Annotated in this window: 17 protein-coding genes; 9 read left to right on the top strand and 8 right to left on the bottom strand. The window is 70.8% G+C overall.

Annotated elements, in window-relative coordinates; genetic code table 11:
- Positions 1 to 16: 16 nt before the first annotated feature.
- Positions 17 to 1,246: an alpha/beta hydrolase family protein gene (locus OG627_RS14975; RefSeq protein ID WP_329065288.1), complete on the top strand. Its 1,230-nt coding sequence runs from the start codon at positions 17 to 19 to the stop codon at positions 1,244 to 1,246.
- Between the two features lie 1,628 nt (positions 1,247 to 2,874).
- Here OG627_RS14975 and OG627_RS14970 read toward each other — a convergent pair.
- Together OG627_RS14970 and OG627_RS14965 are read right to left on the bottom strand one after the other, a co-directional pair.
- A complete protein-coding gene (locus OG627_RS14970) occupies positions 2,875 to 3,294 on the bottom strand; it encodes a PIN domain nuclease (protein ID WP_329065286.1) in 420 nt (139 codons plus the stop codon).
- The gene (locus OG627_RS14965; RefSeq protein ID WP_329065284.1) at positions 3,294 to 3,536 is read right to left on the bottom strand and encodes a type II toxin-antitoxin system VapB family antitoxin; all 243 of its coding nucleotides are present in this window, start codon (positions 3,534 to 3,536) and stop codon (positions 3,294 to 3,296) included. Before OG627_RS14965 ends, OG627_RS14970 begins: the two co-directional genes overlap by 1 nt.
- Before the next feature lie 254 nt (positions 3,537 to 3,790).
- On the opposite strand from OG627_RS14965, the gene OG627_RS14960 reads away from it, so the two are divergent.
- Together OG627_RS14960 and OG627_RS14955 are read left to right on the top strand one after the other, a co-directional pair.
- Positions 3,791 to 4,222: a hypothetical protein gene (locus OG627_RS14960; RefSeq protein ID WP_329065281.1), complete on the top strand. Its 432-nt coding sequence runs from the start codon at positions 3,791 to 3,793 to the stop codon at positions 4,220 to 4,222.
- Between the two features lie 211 nt (positions 4,223 to 4,433).
- Complete coding sequence (locus tag OG627_RS14955) at positions 4,434 to 4,796, top strand: hypothetical protein (RefSeq protein ID WP_443073478.1); 363 nt, start codon at positions 4,434 to 4,436, stop codon at positions 4,794 to 4,796.
- 38 nt (positions 4,797 to 4,834) lie between these two features.
- Here the strand turns inward: OG627_RS14955 and OG627_RS14950 are convergent, their stop codons facing one another.
- Positions 4,835 to 5,557, bottom strand: a complete 723-nt coding sequence (locus OG627_RS14950) for a class I SAM-dependent methyltransferase (RefSeq protein WP_329065279.1) — start codon at positions 5,555 to 5,557, stop codon at positions 4,835 to 4,837.
- Positions 5,554 to 6,186, bottom strand: a complete 633-nt coding sequence (locus OG627_RS14945) for a TIGR04282 family arsenosugar biosynthesis glycosyltransferase (protein WP_329065278.1) — start codon at positions 6,184 to 6,186, stop codon at positions 5,554 to 5,556. Before OG627_RS14945 ends, OG627_RS14950 begins: the two co-directional genes overlap by 4 nt.
- 341 nt (positions 6,187 to 6,527) lie before the next feature.
- Between OG627_RS14945 and OG627_RS14940 the strand changes: the two genes are divergently transcribed.
- Entirely contained in the window at positions 6,528 to 8,009 is a 1,482-nt protein-coding gene (locus OG627_RS14940; protein ID WP_443073477.1) for a hypothetical protein, read from the top strand.
- On the opposite strand, the gene eno is transcribed toward OG627_RS14940, so the two are convergent.
- The gene (gene eno, locus OG627_RS14935) at positions 8,000 to 9,304 is read right to left on the bottom strand and encodes a phosphopyruvate hydratase (RefSeq protein WP_329065276.1); all 1,305 of its coding nucleotides are present in this window, start codon (positions 9,302 to 9,304) and stop codon (positions 8,000 to 8,002) included. The genes OG627_RS14940 and eno overlap by 10 nt on opposite strands.
- A gap of 89 nt (positions 9,305 to 9,393) precedes the next feature.
- Between eno and OG627_RS14930 the strand changes: the two genes are divergently transcribed.
- Entirely contained in the window at positions 9,394 to 10,266 is an 873-nt protein-coding gene (locus tag OG627_RS14930) for a winged helix-turn-helix transcriptional regulator (RefSeq protein WP_329065274.1), read from the top strand.
- On the opposite strand, the gene OG627_RS14925 is transcribed toward OG627_RS14930, so the two are convergent.
- Positions 10,221 to 10,844: a nucleoside deaminase gene (locus OG627_RS14925; RefSeq protein ID WP_329065273.1), complete on the bottom strand. Its 624-nt coding sequence runs from the start codon at positions 10,842 to 10,844 to the stop codon at positions 10,221 to 10,223. The genes OG627_RS14930 and OG627_RS14925 overlap by 46 nt on opposite strands.
- Positions 10,845 to 10,978: 134 nt before the next feature.
- Complete coding sequence (locus OG627_RS14920; protein ID WP_329065271.1) at positions 10,979 to 12,139, bottom strand: aromatic ring-hydroxylating dioxygenase subunit alpha; 1,161 nt, start codon at positions 12,137 to 12,139, stop codon at positions 10,979 to 10,981.
- 503 nt (positions 12,140 to 12,642) lie between these two features.
- Here OG627_RS14920 and OG627_RS14915 point away from each other — a divergent pair.
- Entirely contained in the window at positions 12,643 to 13,296 is a 654-nt protein-coding gene (locus OG627_RS14915; protein ID WP_329065269.1) for a pyridoxal 5'-phosphate synthase, read from the top strand.
- Here OG627_RS14915 and OG627_RS14910 read toward each other — a convergent pair.
- Positions 13,287 to 13,487, bottom strand: a complete 201-nt coding sequence (locus OG627_RS14910; RefSeq protein ID WP_443073476.1) for a hypothetical protein — start codon at positions 13,485 to 13,487, stop codon at positions 13,287 to 13,289. The genes OG627_RS14915 and OG627_RS14910 overlap by 10 nt on opposite strands.
- 198 nt (positions 13,488 to 13,685) lie before the next feature.
- On the opposite strand from OG627_RS14910, the gene OG627_RS14905 reads away from it, so the two are divergent.
- The 3 genes from OG627_RS14905 to OG627_RS14895 are packed head-to-tail and all read left to right on the top strand — an operon-like array spanning position 13,686 to position 15,286.
- The gene (locus OG627_RS14905; protein ID WP_329065268.1) at positions 13,686 to 13,916 is read left to right on the top strand and encodes a hypothetical protein; all 231 of its coding nucleotides are present in this window, start codon (positions 13,686 to 13,688) and stop codon (positions 13,914 to 13,916) included.
- Entirely contained in the window at positions 13,897 to 14,424 is a 528-nt protein-coding gene (locus OG627_RS14900; protein WP_329065266.1) for a DUF6879 family protein, read from the top strand. Before OG627_RS14905 ends, OG627_RS14900 begins: the two co-directional genes overlap by 20 nt.
- 19 nt (positions 14,425 to 14,443) lie before the next feature.
- Positions 14,444 to 15,286, top strand: coding sequence for a helix-turn-helix domain-containing protein (locus OG627_RS14895; protein ID WP_329065264.1), 843 nt, complete (start codon positions 14,444 to 14,446; stop codon positions 15,284 to 15,286).
- Positions 15,287 to 15,325: the final 39 nt, after the last annotated feature.

The raw sequence follows: 15,325 nt of genomic DNA, 5'->3' as shown, positions 1-15,325 counted from the left end.
CAGGACCGCGACCTCAATGCGGCGCGTCCTGGTACTTGTCGCCGCCCTGACGCTGTCAGGGACGTTGGCGGGTCCCGCCGCCGCGACGGTGGACGACTGCGACCGGCAGTGCGTGATCGACCGCGCGCGGGCGGTGGAGCAGGCCAACGCGCTGCCCAGGACGTCCTTCTACGATGTGCCGTCCAACCTGCCTCCGGCACCGGCCGGGACCCTTGTCCGGGCCGAGGCGGCCCAGGGTTACCAGCTCGATCCCGGCATACGCGCGACGCGCATCCTCTACCACTCACGGAGTTCGAAGGACCGGGACGTCGCAGCCTCGGGTGTGGTCCTGACCCCCGCGGGCGATCCGCCGCGCGGCGGCTGGCGGGTGGTTGCCTACGCGCACGGCGCGAGCGGGGCCGGGCGAGGCTGCGCGCCGTCGCTGATGAAGGATCTCCAGTACGGGGAGCACCTGCGGTCCATCGTCCGGGGCGGCTATGCCGTCGTCGCCATCGACTACGTCGGGCTCGGAACCGACGGCCGGCACGAGTTCCTCTCGAAGCGGGCCGCGGCCCACGACGTCGTCAACTCACTGCCCGCCGCCCGCGCGGCTGTGCGTGGGCTCGGGAGCGAATGGGTCGCGCTGGGCCATTCGCAGGGCGGGCACGCGGCATTGGCGGCCGGCGAGCTGATGACCGAACGCGCACGCCAGGGCAGGCCCGATCGCGGCTACCGGGGGCTCGTCGCCCTCGCGCCCGCCTCCGACCTCACCAAGCTCTTCGCCCGAACGGCACAGATGCCCGGTGCGTCGGGGGTCGTACCGCTGATCGTGGCCGGGGCGGCGGCGACAGACGCGCCGGGGTTCCACCCGTCGCAAGTACTGACCCCTGCGGCGACGGCCCGTCTGCACACGCTGAGAACTGACTGCATCAACGTGGTCCAGGCGAGCTACGGCGATCTGACCGGCGACGCGCTCATCCGCAGTGGCGCCGAGCACAGAATCGAGCCGTACCTGCGGCGGAACGAATCGGGAACTCTCCCCATCTCCGGACCGGTCCTCATTCAGCAGGGGACCGCTGACGCGCTCACCACACCAACGGATACGGCGGAACTCGTGGCCCGACTCTGCCGCAAGGGCGCGACTGTTGAGTACCGGACCTACGAGGGCCTCGACCACGACGTAGTCATGCCGGTGCAGCCCGACACGATGTCGTGGATCGGTGCCCGGTTCGCCGGCCATGCCGCCCCCCGTACGTGTGTCCGTTAGCTGTCTGGGCGAGCCTCCGAGGCTGAGGCGGCGGGGGCTGGAACAGGGCGTCCTTCTATCCCGGCTGGCCGTGCGGCGAAAGGTGGCGCGTAGCGCCCACACTGCCAAACGCACATTGATCTTGAGTCCGATTCGCGTTGTGGCCGTAGGGCGACGCCGGGCTCAAGTCGCTGCGGCCGTCCACCACGGCTTCAAGCTGCCAATCACACAGATGGCAGGGTTGTTGGAGGCCAACAACCCTGCCATCGATTGCGCTTCTTGTCGCCAGCGCTACCCATCCCGGTGGCCAGCCGGTGGCCGGACACCTTTGGACGACGTATTACGAGGTAGCACGGACCAACCAGACGCACGTGCTCTGATCGGGCACAACGTTACTCAGCGGCACGATCGGTCACGACGCAACACGAACGCTGACGTCCGACAGGGGGCTCGGCGAAACCCCAGGTCGGATGGGTTCTGACCTGGGGTTTCTCAGGTGTGGTCTATGCGTCGCAATGCGTAGGTCTGGGGTCTGCGGCCGTGGTGATTCTGCCCCGCGCGCCTGTGAACTGGTCTTTTGGCCCTGGCTGTCGATCTCCCTCGGGCTGTTCGGATTGGTGTGGTGGCCATGTGGTGGCCGAAGGCGCAGCCACCGTGCAGACCGGCTCCCAATCGACCGCGAAATCGGTGGTACACACAGGAGCGAGGGTTGTGGCTTCCCGACGATCCACTACTCGGAGGCGGGGAACAGACGGGAGGGTTCGTCGGCGTCCAGCACCCGCAGCCCGGCCGTGGCCCGCTCCAGAGCAACGTCGTCGCGTATCTCGATGCCCTGCGTCGCCTCGTCCACCGAAGCCCGATGCTTGGCGGCCCAGTCGTTGCCCTTGTCGTGGGGGAGATCCTCAACAGCGGATAGCTGTCGCCCGACTCGCCCTTGAGGACGACGCCGCGCCAGAAGGAGGTGATGCGGATCGTCCGCAGGCGTGGATCTTTCTGGTGAGTCAGCTTCTCCAAGTGCAGCCCGGAGTACGTGGCCGCCGCGAACTTCTCGAATCACTTCGAAAACCCGCTTCTGGACGGGTTTCTCCAGCGCCGCGAACTCCATCAGGAAGTCCCGGTGCATTCCCACGACGACGGAGCCCGGCCCTCCGGCGGAGAGGCTCTCGCGTATCAGGTCGATGACGTAGTCCCAGCCGGTGCCGCGGGTACCGATCCACCCATCCCTGGAACCGTCGGCTGGCCCCCATGGCGTCCTCAAGGGTGATGAGCGGCAGCGGAATCCGGAGGTGCGGTGAAGTCACGGGCGAGCAGGGCGCGTTCGTGGGTGCCCGACCGTCTGCCCGGGAAGACGCTGCCTACCCCGATGATCCTGCGCTGCTCATCGCGGGTGCGACGGTCCGTGAAGAAGGCGAGAACCAGACGCGCGGCTTTCTCCAGTCCTTGTACGGGTACGCGACGGTCCGCTCACCACGGGTCAGCCATGCCGGAGGTTTCTCGGGGAGCCGCTCCGTCATCAGCGCGGTGCTGTGGACCAGAGAGACGGCGACCATCTGTGACCGCCTGCATCTGGTGAAACTGGAGGCTCAATTATTGGCCAGATTCCAGCCGTCAGGGCGCAGTTCGGCGGGCAGGGGGCTGGGCCGGCGTGGTCACTGGTCGGCGCTGCCGGGTGGGGCGACCCATTGGGCGGGTTGGCCGGTGAGGGAGGCGATCATGTCGAAGTCGCCGTCGTAGTGGAGGATGGTGACCCGATTCTGCTCGGCCGTGGCGGCGATGAGGAGGTCGGGGAGCGACAAGGCCCGGTGGAAGCCTGCATTGAGGGCGTGCCGCTGGACCTCCATGGCGCGGGTGAAACTGTCGTCGTTGGTGCGCAGGTAGTCGAAGGCGTGTAGCCAGGTGCTGATGCGCGTCGCTTCCGCGCTGTCCCGTGCCGAGTGGATCATCTCGTACTCGGTGGGTTGACAGACGGCGAGCAGGTAGCGCTCGTGGAGTGGTTTCAGCACCTCTCGGACGCGCGGTTTCGTCCAGCGAGCGAGGGCGGACTTGTCGATCAGGTAGCGGTCTTGCATCAGGCGGCCTGGCCGCCGTGGCGCTTGAGGGTTCCGTCGGCGTTGCGCGGGCCGGTGTTCTCGATGATCTCGCTGAAGTCGAGCTCGCCGGCGTCCATGGCGTCGAAGCCCTCCTGCCGCAGGTGCCGTTTGACGGCGTCTTCCATGGCCAGGCGGACGGCTTTGGCCTTGGTCTTGGTGCCGAAGATGCGCATGGCCTCGGTGACCATGTCTTCGTCGAGGTCGATCACAGTACGAGCCACGAAGGCACCTCTCAGATAGTTGCAGCGACCTGCTAAACGATATCATTTCATCGAGCTTGATGATGTCGTTTCACTGCGGACTGTTCTCTGGCCCGGGTGCCCGGCTCGGCGGCGGTGGCCCGGATGTCCAGTGGGCGGGGGCTTTGTCTGAACCCGACAACCTCAATGATTCGGGCTCTTGCTTCGGCAGTAACAGAATCCGGTGGCCACCCGGTGGCCACCCGGTGGCCGGACGCCTTCGGATGGGGCGGCATGTGGTAGCAGGGGCAACCTGCCACAAGCGCTTCGATCAGGCACTGCATCACTCGACGGCATCACGCGGCATCCGGCAATATGATCGCGACGCTGCTGGCCTCGCTCCGGCGGACGCCCGTGCGCTGGAGGTACGGGCCCAGTACGAGGAGCTTGAGCGGCGCCTGCTGGGCTGGACGTGGACGCTGCCGGAGCCGGCCCTCGGATTCGCCAACGACGCCGCCTACGTAGGCCGGTTGGTGCTGGCCGCCGAGCGTACGTGGGACATCGAGGGCGATGTGGACGCCGAGCTGCGGCACAAGCTGGCCGAGCGCCTCTGGTGGGTCCTCGTGCTCGCCGACCAGCTCGGTGTCGACGCGCCGCGGGCCTACGCGGACACGATGGACCGCATCGACGCCGGCCTCACGCGGACGCTGCGCGGCGCCGGCGCCTGAGCCTGAGCATCCGGAAGGCGGCCGGCGCCCCCGTTCGGGCTCGGACCGGACACACCGGGGGCCACCGGCGCAGTGCCCCGATGGCGCCCGGTGTCCTCGGTGTCCTTCCGGTGTCCTCCCGGAACGGCCTCTCGGCGCGCTGGCCGGGTCCGGGATCCCGGATTAGCTTGGTCCTACTCGACCAGGTCGGTTCCGACGGGATGGTGGTCCCGTGCGCAGAGCAGGATTCCGCGGATCCGGCCGCCCCGCGGGTACGCGCGAGGGCCTGCCGGTCTCGCGCTCGGCCCTCTCGACTGGCACCTGGTGTTCGCCCGTCGGCGTGCTGTTCGCCGCGCTCCTGGGATACAACCCGGTGCGGACCCTGCTCGGCCCGGAGGCGCTGGCCCATCTGCCGAGCGGGCACGCCGACTACCTCACCGGACGGGCGTTCTTCCCCAAACTGATCTCCGAACCGTTCGCGGGGGGCCTCTCCATCGCCTTCGACTTCGCCATCGCTGCCTGCCTGGTCGCGGCTTTCGCCTCCCTGCTGCGCGGGGGCCGCTACGTCCACGGCGAGCGGACGGGGGAGGCATGAGGCGGGGGGTGCGGGCGGGGGAGGTGTGAGGCGGCGGCTCAGCCGGTCGTCGGCGCGGCGCTCCGGCGCAGGACGGCGAAGTGGCGCCCGGCCTCCGTCCAGTGTTCGGCGACCGTCCAGCCGGTGGTGGTGCCGTAGCGGGTCAGCGCGTGGCAGCTGAGTCGCGCCCAGGTGAACGCCGCGCCCGACGCGCCCCTGCCGTCGTCGACCCGCGCCTGGAACCGTTCGTCCAGCTCGATGTTCCCGGCCGCGAGGGCGGTTTCCACCATCAGTGAGCCCGACGGGCTGAGGATGCGGGCCGCACGGTCGAGCAGCGCGGAGGGATCGCCGCCGATGCCGATGTTGCCGTCGAGGAGAAGGCCGGTGTCCCAGCCGCCCTCGTCGGGGACCGGGTCGAAGACCGACTGCTCCCGCGCCCGGCCGCCCGCTCGTACCGTACGGGTGACGGCCGCGGGGCTGACGTCGATGCCCAGCGTCCGGTGTCCGGCGCGGGTGAGCGCCCGTACGAGGCGGCCGGGGCCGCAGCCGATGTCCAGTACGGTCCCCCGGCAGCGCGCCAGCACGGAGCGGTCCGCAGCGTCCGGCTCGGCGCACCAGCGCTCCACGTCCAGCGGGAGCAGCCCGCCGTCCGCGCGGCGCAGGAACAGCGGCCCGCGGCCGGTGCGCAGCGCGTCGCTGTAGGGGTCGGCGTGCCACGGAAGCGTCTGCCGCCCGCGCACCGGGGCACTGTTGCCCGCTGTCCGCTGCGGCGCTGAGGTCATGGCGCGGCCACCGTGGTCAGCCGGGCGAGGGCGGCGGCGAAGCGGCTGCGCGGGGCCTCGGCGGCGACCACCTGGGCGTCGTGCGCGGTGTCGACGTCCCGGAGAACCGGCAGGTTCCGTACGGTCAGACCGGCGTCGGTCAGCCGGGCACGCTGCACCGCCCCGGTCTCGGGCAGCGACATCGGTACGCCGAGGAGGAGCGCCGGATCGGGTACGGCGAGGCCGAGCGCCCAGAAGCCGCCGTCGACCGCCGGGCCGAACCACGCGTCGGCCGTCCGCCAGGCGGACGGCTCCAGAGCGGGCGCCAGTTCGGCGGCGGTGATCTGGGGCGTGTCCATGCCCACCAGTACGGTGGGGCCCTCGCACGCCCCGAAGGCGGCGGCGAGACGTTCGTCGAGCCGGCCGGCGGACTGCGGCAGCACCTCGAAGCCGGGCGGGAGCCACGCTCCCGGGCTGCCGTCGAGCACCAGCACGCGGCGGCTCGCGGGCAGGGTACGGACGGTGTCGAGCGTGTCGGCGAGCGCGGCCTCGGCCAGTTCGGCCGCTTCCCCGGGGCTGAAGGGCGGCGTGAGCCGGGTCTTCACCCGGCCGGGGAGCGGCTCCTTGGCGATCACGAGCAGCGTGGTCATCGCACCCCCACGGGATTCACGGGTCCGGCGCCCGCGTCCATCGGCCCGGCGCCCGCGTCAACCGGTGCGGCACCCGTGACGCGGTCCGACGAAGCGCGCGAAGGGGCGGAAAACGGCTGAATAACTACTTCTTTCGCTAATACGAACATTCTTGGACGATAGAGGGGCCGGACTCCCGCGCCACGGTCCCGCGCCGTGAACGCCACGGAGTTCCCCGGCTCGGTCGGCGGAACGTTCCACCGCGCCGCGCCGTGGAACTCGGTGGCGCCGCTGCGCCCCCTCCGGCGACGCGGGTCGTGGCCTTCCCCGGCCGACGGGGCCGCCGCGCATAACGTGACCGCGTGACCCTGCACTCGCCCCCGCGCCGCTCCCCTTCCCCCGAGGCCGGTCCGGCCACGACGTCCCCCCACCGCCTCGACCTGATCACCGCGGCCGGGGGAGTGCTGCTGTTCGCCGTCGCCGCCCTCGCCGGTACGGCCATCGAGAACACCACCGGCTCGCTGCGGGCCCCCTGGCCTCCGCTGCTGGCCCGCTGGATGCCCCATGCAGGTCCGGGCACGCCCACCGCGCTGCTCGTCGCGGCGCTGGTCGTGCTGTACGGCCCGGCGGTGGCGGCCCGTCTGCCGTGGCGCCGTCTGACCTGGGCGGCCTGGCTCTCGGCGATGGCCTGGACCTGGTCACTCGCCCTGGTGGACGGCTGGCGGACGGGGGTAGCCGACCGGCTGACCACCCGTTACGAGTACCTGCGCGGAGTGCCCCGGTTCACCGACATCCCGGCCACCATCCGCGAGTTCACCCAGCACATCCCGGGCGGTGTGCCGGGCAGCTGGCAGCCGCACATCGCCGGACATCCGCCCGGCGCCGTACTGACCTTCGTCGGCCTCGACCGGATCGGGCTCGGGGGCGGCGGCTGGGCGGGGGCCTTCTGCATCGTCACCGGCAGCTCCGTCGCGGCGGCGGTGCTGGTCACCCTGCGCGCCCTGGGCGCGGAGCGCACCGCCAGGACCGCCGCTCCGTTCCTGGTCCTCGCGCCCGCCGCCGTATGGGTGGGCACCTCGGCGGACGGCTACTTCGCTGCGGTCGCCGCCTGGGCCCTCGCGCTCCTCGCCGTGGCGGCGGGCCGGGGCGGCCGGGGCGCCGGGGCGTCGGCGGCCGCGCTGGGCAGCGGACTCCTCTTCGGGGCGACCCTGTACGTCTCCTACGGGCTCGCCCTGATGGCCCTTCCCGCCCTGGCGGTTCTGGTGTGCGCCCGTACGGCACGCCCCGTACCCCTGGCGGCGCTGGGCATCGCGGCGGTCGCCGCCACCTTCACCGCACTGGGCTTCCGCTGGTGGGAGGCGTACCCGCTGCTCGTGGAGCGCTACTACCAGGGGTCCGGCGGGCTGCGCTCCTACGGGTACTGGGTGTGGGGCAACCTCGCCTGCGTGGTGCTCTGTTCGGGCCTCGCGGCGGTGGCGGGAGCGCGCCGCGTCCTGGCCGCCGTCCCGTACGTCGTCCGGCAGCGGTGGCGGTGGCGGACGGAGTCCGGGACGGCGGCAGGGGACCGGAGCGAGCCGCCGTCCGGGCCGGTGAACTCCGTATCCCTCCTGCCCGTTACGGGCCTCACGCCGCTCGTCCTCATCACGTGCGCCGTCCTGGCGGCGCTGCTGGCGGCGGACCTCTCCGGCATGAGCAAGGCCGAGACCGAGCGGATCTGGCTGCCCTTCACCCTCTGGCTCCCGGCCGCCGCCGCGCTGCTGCCCTCCGCCGGCCGGCGCGGCTGGCTGGCCGCGCAGGCCGCCGCCGCGCTGCTCACCAACCACCTGCTGCTGACCTACTGGTGACGCTCCCCGCGCAGGCCGAGGGCGGCGCCGCCCGCGTACCTGGCCTGGGTGCCGAGTTCCTCCTCGATACGGATGAGCTGGTTGTACTTGGCCGTACGGTCCGAGCGCGAGAGCGAACCGGTCTTGATCTGGCCGCAGCCGGTGGCCACGGCGAGGTCGGCGATGGTGGTGTCCTCGGTCTCGCCCGAGCGGTGCGACATGACCACGGTGTACCCGGCGCGGTGGGCGGTGGCGACGGTGGCCAGGGTCTCGGTGAGGGTGCCGATCTGATTGACCTTGACCAGGATCGAGTTGGCGACGCCGTCGCGGATCCCGGCCCGGAGCAGGGTCTCGTTGGTGCAGAAGACGTCGTCGCCGGTGAGCTGGCAGCGGTCCCCGAGCCGGGCCGTGAGCAGCCGCCATCCCTCGTGGTCGTCCTCGGCCATCGGGTCCTCGACGGAGGCGACGGGATAGCGGTCCACGAGGGAGGCGAGGTAGTCGGCGTGCTCGCCGGGGGCGCGGCGCACGCCCTCGCCGGTGTAGTCGTAGACACCGTCGCGGAAGAACTCGGAGGACGCGGGGTCCATCACGACGGTGATGTCCGTACCGGGCTTGTAGCCGGTCCGCTCGACGGCGCGTACGACGAAGTCCAGCGCCTCCTCGGCGGTCCGCAGGTCCGGGGCGAAGCCGCCCTCGTCGCCCACGCCGGTGCTGTGTCCGGCGGCGACGAGGTCGCGGCGCAGGGTGTGGAAGACCTCGGAGCCCATCCGTACGGCCTCGGTGAAGGTGGCGGCGCCGATCGGCGCGATCATGAACTCCTGGTAGTCCAACGGGTTGTCGGCGTGCGCGCCCCCGTTGATGATGTTCATCATCGGCACCGGCAGCAGCCGCGCGTCCACCCCGCCGAGGTAGCGGTAGAGGGGCAGCCGGTGGGCCCTGGCGGCGGCCTTGGCGGTGGCGAGGGAGACGCCGAGGATCGCGTTCGCCCCCAGTCTCGCCTTGTCCGGGGTGCCGTCCAGCTCGATCATGGCCGCGTCCACAGCGGCCTGGTGGTCCGCGTCGAGACCCACCACGGTGTCAGCGATGGACTCGTTGACGGCGTCGACCGCGCGCCGGACGCCCTTGCCGTGGAAGCGGGCCGGGTCCTCGTCGCGCAGTTCCACGGCCTCCTTGGCGCCGGTGGAGGCTCCGGAGGGCACGGCCGCGCGCCCGGTGGAACCGTCCGCCAGCTCGACGTCCACCTCGACGGTCGGGTTGCCCCGGCTGTCGATGATCTCGCGAGCGGCGATACGGGTGATGGTGGTCGGCGTGGGCATGGTGCTGCTCCTCACGTACGGTCCGGCGATGGAGAGTATGTTCCCATCGAAAACAAAGTGAGTTCCGAAAGGGAACGTACTATGGGCGCATGAGGATGCACAACACCGACGAGAACTGCGGGATCGCTCGGGCCGCCGTCATCACGGGCGACTGGTGGAACGTGCTGGTCCTGCGGGAGATCGCGCGCGGCCACGTCCGCTTCGACGTGCTCGCCGCCGAACTCGGTCTGTCCCGAAAGGTCCTGACGGAACGTCTGGGCGGGCTCGTCGCCCGTGGCGTACTGCGCCGCAGCCTCTACCAGCGCCGCCCCGTCCGTTACGAGTACCTGCTCACCGACTCCGGGCTGGCCCTGCTCCCGCTGCTCGTGGCGATGCAGGACTGGGGCGACCGCTGGATGCTCGGCGACGGCAGTGCCACCGCGACGGCCGAGCCGGACGGCGCGGAGCACGCCCGCGTCCACGCCCTCGTCGGCACCCGGCTGCCGCCGGATCTCGAACTGCCCGCCACCGACGGCGCCGACCGTCCGGTCGTCGACCCGGACGCCGCCGCCACCGTCCTGTTCGTCTACCCCGGCACCGGACTGGACTGGGGGGACGAGCCGCCCAGGGGCGCCCCCGGATGCACCCTGGAGAACCGCCTCGTCCGCGACGCCTGGCCCGGATTCCGGGACGCCGGGGTGACGGTGTACGGGGTGAGCGCGCAACTCCCTTATGAGCAGGCGGAGTTCGCTCGCACGGAGGCCCTGCCCCACCCGCTGCTCTCCGACGCGGGGCACCGGCTGACCGCCGCCCTGCGGCTGCCGTCCTTCCGGGGCGCGGGGCGGCTGTGCCTCAGGCGCCTGGTGCTCGTCCTGGACCGGGAGCGGACCGTACGGGACGTGATCTTCCCGGTCGACGACATTCCCGGAGCGGTGGATCAGGCGCTGCGGCTGGCCTCCGCAGCGGCGCCACGGGCGTTGTAGACGACGGCGTCGTCGCGTTCGCCGTACGCGCGGAAGACCTCGACCGCCTCGTCGCGCAGCACACCGCGCACGATCTCGATGCCGCGCTCGTCGAACTGCTCGACCCAGTCCTCGCGCATGGGGCCCTCGTCGAAGCCGGTGAGGGCCTCGACCTCGGGGCCGTCCCCGGCGAGGAGCAGCCGCCGCACCCCCGACCACATGGCGGCGCCGTAACACATCACGCACGGACGCCAGTTGACGACCAGTTCGAGGTCGGGGCCGCCCGGGGCGCCGAGGTCCCAGGCGCCCAGCCGGGTCTGGGCGAGGCTGAGCGCGACGACCTCGGCGTGGGTGGAGGAGAGCCCGGAGAAAAGGACGAGGTTGACACCGGCGGAGAGAAGCCGTCCGGTCCCGCTCTCGACCACCAGGGCCGCGAACGGGCCGCCGGTGTTCTCGCGGTGGTTGCGTTCGGCGAGCCGGTTGACCAGCCGTATCCGGTCCTCGTCGGTGGGCAGGATCTCGGGTACGCCGACGAGTTCGGCCGGTACCCAGTCGGGCAGCCGGGCGCCGAAGGAGGTGGCGAGGGCGGACGTGTCCATGGGGATCTCCGGTCGGTTCGGTGAAGTGGTCCGGGCGGGGAGCGGCGGGGTGGGTGGGGCGGTGTGGTGTGGTGTTGCGTGGTGCTGTGCGGCGGGGTGCTGTGCTGTGCTGTTGTGTGCGCCACGGTGCCCGCCTACGCCGTGAAGAAGTGGCTCAGGCCCAGGTCGCGCAGGCCGCGCCGGTAGGCGATGGAGCTGCGGTCGGCCGGGATGTGGACTTCGAGCCGGGGGTCCAGGGGGAGGTTCTCGGGCTTCTGGACCTCGACGATGGCCCGGTCCTCCTCGAAGACGGTCCGGTTGAAGTCGTATACACCCTGGACGGGCTGGTCGGTGTCGAAGTCGCGCGCGATCGGGGCGAACATCCGGGTTGTCAGGGCCGACACGGGCGAGGCCGCGTTCATGATGTTCAGCCTTCCTCCGCCGGGGAAGTGCACGACCAGGGTCGCGGTGAAGGGCAGGTGCACGTCGAAGTGGCGCAGCCACTTGAAGCCGGGCGGGGCCACTTTGCCGCTGCCGTGCCCGTAGTTGGAGGCGGTGCTCCAGTAGTCGACGGAGAAGCCGCGCTCGTGGCGGACGGGCTGGTAGTCGGGGACCTCGGTGTTGTCGGGGTCGCCGAACGAGTCGAGGTGGACGAAGCCGAAGTGGGCGACGTCCAGGAAGCCTTCGAGCTGACGTCCGGCGAAGGCGGCGATGTCGATGCTGGGGCAGGTGATCTGCTGGAAGCCGTCGTCGTCCCAGTGCGCCATGGCCGGGATCGCGGGGGAGCCGAGTGCCTCCCGCGCCTCCTCCGACGGGCGCAGACAGGTCCACACCAGCCCGTACCGCTCGACCACCGGATAGTCGCGCAGGTTGAGCCGGGCGGGGATCTTCGCGGCGGGGTGCGCGGGCACGTCCGTGCAGAGCCCGCCCTCGCCGAAGCGCAGTCCGTGGTACGCGCACCGGATGCCGCCGCCGTCACCGGCGGAGAAGCCCCTGCTCAGCGGCACCCCGCGGTGCGGGCAGATGTCGTTGGCCACGACGACCCGGCCGTTCGCCCGGTAGACCACGAGCGGCTCGTCGAGGAGGCGTACGGAGACGGGGGAGTCGCCGATCTCGCGGGAGAGCGCGACCGGGTACCAGTGCTGGGCGAGGATCGCCCAGTCGCCGGGGTCGAAGGTGCACTCGCGGGCAGGGAATCGCGCGGCGGGGGAGGGGTGGATTGGGCGGCCTGGGCGGGCCGGGACACGGCAGTGGTCATGAGGGGTCCTTGTACGGAACGCGGCCGGGGCGGCCGGGCGCGGCCGGTGTCGGAACACGGGCCGGGCGCGGCCGGGCCTCGGGGCACGGCGGGAATACGCGGATACCGGCGGGAGGGCCGGCGCGGGACACGCTGGGTGGGGCGGCCTGACGGCGGCAGCGGTTGGAGTGACCGGAGTGACCGGAGCGGCCGGAGCGACGGAGCGGCTGGGCGCTCAGGCGCGTGCGCGGTGCACGCCGTGCGCCACCCGCCCGCGCGTCCACGCCGACCGGTGGACGCGGGCCCGGAGGTCGGCCAGATGTCCGCGTACGGAACGCATCGGGCCACCTCCTTCGTCGCCGAACCCTGGTACGTGTGTGCCTGCGGTGTGTTTCCGTTCCGGTGCGCGTTCCCCGCCGGGCGTTCCCGCTCCGCGAGCACTCCGCAAGTGCGCTGAAATCCGACAGTGACCCACCGGGGTGTCGCGGCCGTTCCGTGATCGTTAACTCTTGATGTCGCGTTCGGCCCCGCGTGGGTAAGGTCGGGCCCGTACGGATCCGGTCCGCAGACGGGAGATCCCGGATGGTCACGCATGAGCCCGAGACCCTGAGCGGCGACGCCTCGCTGGTCCTGCCCGAGTTCGATGCCCCGCCGCCCGATCCGCTGGTCCTGCTCCGGGAATGGCTGGACAGCGCGGTCCCGCGGGGGGTCCGCGAGCCGTACGCGGCGGTGCTGGCCACCGTCGGCGGTGACGGGAATCCGTCGACCAGAGTGCTGCTGACCAAGGAGTTCGACGGGCGCGGTCTTGTCTTCGGCAGCTCCCGGGACAGCCGTAAGGGTGTCGAACTCGCCGCCAGGCCCTGGGCGTCGATGACGTACTACTGGCGCGAGACGCTGCAACAGCTCACCGTCGCCGGACCGGTCGAGACCCTCGTGCCCGAGGAGTCCGACCGGCTGTTCGCCGCGCGCCCCGCCGCCGCCCGTGCCGCCTCCGCCGCCTCGGAGCAGAGCCGGCCGCTGACGGACGAGGCCGCGCTGAGGGACCGGGCGGCCGGTGCTCTCGCGGCGGACGCGCCCGCGATCCGGCGCCCGGAGGGCTGGACGGGTTACCGGCTGCTGCCGGAGACCGTGGAGTTCTGGTACGGCAGCCCCGACCGTCTGCACCGGCGCCTGCGCTACGACCGTACGGATGCCACGGAGCGGACGCGCTGGACCTGGCAGCGCCTTCAGCCCTGAAGCGCGAACCGCTCCCGTGCCATCGCCCCGAAGCCCCGAAGCCCCGAAGCCCCGAAGCCCCGCAGGCTCCAGCGCTCCGGCCGGGACCGGGGCACAGGACCGTAGTGGGAGACGGGCCGGCCCCGCACCAGATGCTGGCCCGGCGGGATACGGCGGGCGGTGGTGTGCGTACCGGACAGGTCGGCGGCCATGTCCCGGTCCCCGTTCGTCCATCGTCTGCCGTCATCAGCTGGGAAGAGGCGGACGACTCGCTGGAGCGCGATGTGCTCTGACTCCGGCCGACGGGGCAGCCCCCACTCGCCGCACCCTGCTCCCGTCCCCTTGACCGGGCCCTTCCGGCAGTGTGACGCTCTGCAACGCAGCGTGACACTCGCAGGAGGAGGCGCACTATGGGATACACCTTCATCGGTAAAGACCCCGAGTCCGATGTGAACGGGTGCCCGGCGGTCTGGGTGGATGACGACCGACGGTTACTCATCCAGGGGCGGCGGGCAGAGCATGGCGCCCAGGTTTGTACGCTGGCGGACTCTCCACGATCCGAGGATGAGACGCTGATCGTTCTGGAACCAAGGATGATCCCGCTTCTGAAGGAGGCTATTCGTGTCGCAGAGTCTGGCTGAATTCGCCGCCCTGCTCCGGCAGTGTGAGAGCTCAGCAGTGCACCTTGAGACCCGCGACGCATACGCCGTCCCAGGGGAGCACCCTGGCTTCGACGCCTGGCTGGCTGGAGAGCGGAAGACCTGGGAGAACCGTTCGTCGTGGTGGCGCGATGACTGGCACGGTCTCATTCAGGATGTGACAGCGCAGGGGGTCGCAATACGCCGTGCGCGGGTGGTCAGTGAGCCTGTCTCGGACTACATCAGGTGGGAGCACCACGTTACGTACGGCAACGTCACCTGTGGGGAACAAGTGCGGTGGCTCCCGCGCCGTCAGGCGTCCGACCTGGCGTTGCCCGGTAACGACATCTGGCTCTTCGACGACTGGCTCGTCCAGTTCAACGTCTTCGACGGTTACGGACGTTGGGTGCACACGGACTTCTCGGAAGACGCGGGTGTGGCGGCGCGGTGTGCCGACATGTTCGAGGCGGTCTGGGAGCGAGCCATTCCGCACGACAAGTACAGCGTCTGATCAGAACAGCGGCCAGTCCATGACCTCACCCCTGTCCACTGCCGAAGAGGCCCATAAGGCAGTTGCCGACCGGCTCATGCGCATGATGGAAGACGCCGGCCTTTCGGGGGCCCGGCTGGCCGCTCTGTGCGACTGGGACCGTTCCAAGACGCACCGGATCATCCATCGGAAGACCATCCCGAAGCCCGCTGACATCCGCGCTTGGTGCGCGGCATGCGGCCGGCCCGAAGAAGCCGAAGCGCTGATCGAGGCCACTCGTACGGCCAAGACCCTGTATGTCCAGTGGACGCAGTACCTCAAAGACGGGCTCGGCAAGGCCCAGCGCAGCAGCGTCTACCGGGAGACACGTTCCTTCCGCGTCTACAGCTGTGGTGTGCTCCCCGGGATGCTTCAGACAGAGCCGTACGCCCGTGGCATTCTCCGGACGATCCGCCGTTTCAGGAACCTGCCGGATGATGTCGAAGACGCCGTACAGGCCCGCATGGAGCGCTCCGACGACGTGGTCCGGGGCAATCATCAGGTCGCGATCCTCATGGAGGAGTCGGCCCTGTACATGCCGATGACCGAACTTCCGCAGCACGCGCAGCAACTGGAGCGCTTTCTGTCAGTCATCGGGCGCCCGAACCTTTCCTTCGGGATCATCCCTCACATGTCCCGCCGCCCGGTGTGGCCCATCGAGACCTTCTACGCGTTCGATGATCGCGAAGTTCAGGTGGAGACCCTGACCGCCATGGTCCGGGTGACGAACCGGTCCGAGGTCGACGCGTACCTGTGCGCTTTTGCCCAGATGGCACGCGCGGCTCTGTACGGCTCGCAGGCCAAAGCGCTGATCAGGAAGGCGCTCGACGCCTGCGAGGCATGAGGGCGTGCAACGTGGTGCAACATTTGCCCCGCTTGTGTG

The sequence above is a fragment of the Streptomyces sp. NBC_01429 genome (assembly GCF_036231945.1).
Taxonomy (GTDB): Bacteria; Actinomycetota; Actinomycetes; order Streptomycetales; family Streptomycetaceae; genus Streptomyces.
Note: the sequence above shows the minus strand (reverse complement) of the source record. Positions and strands in the feature narration are given on the sequence as shown.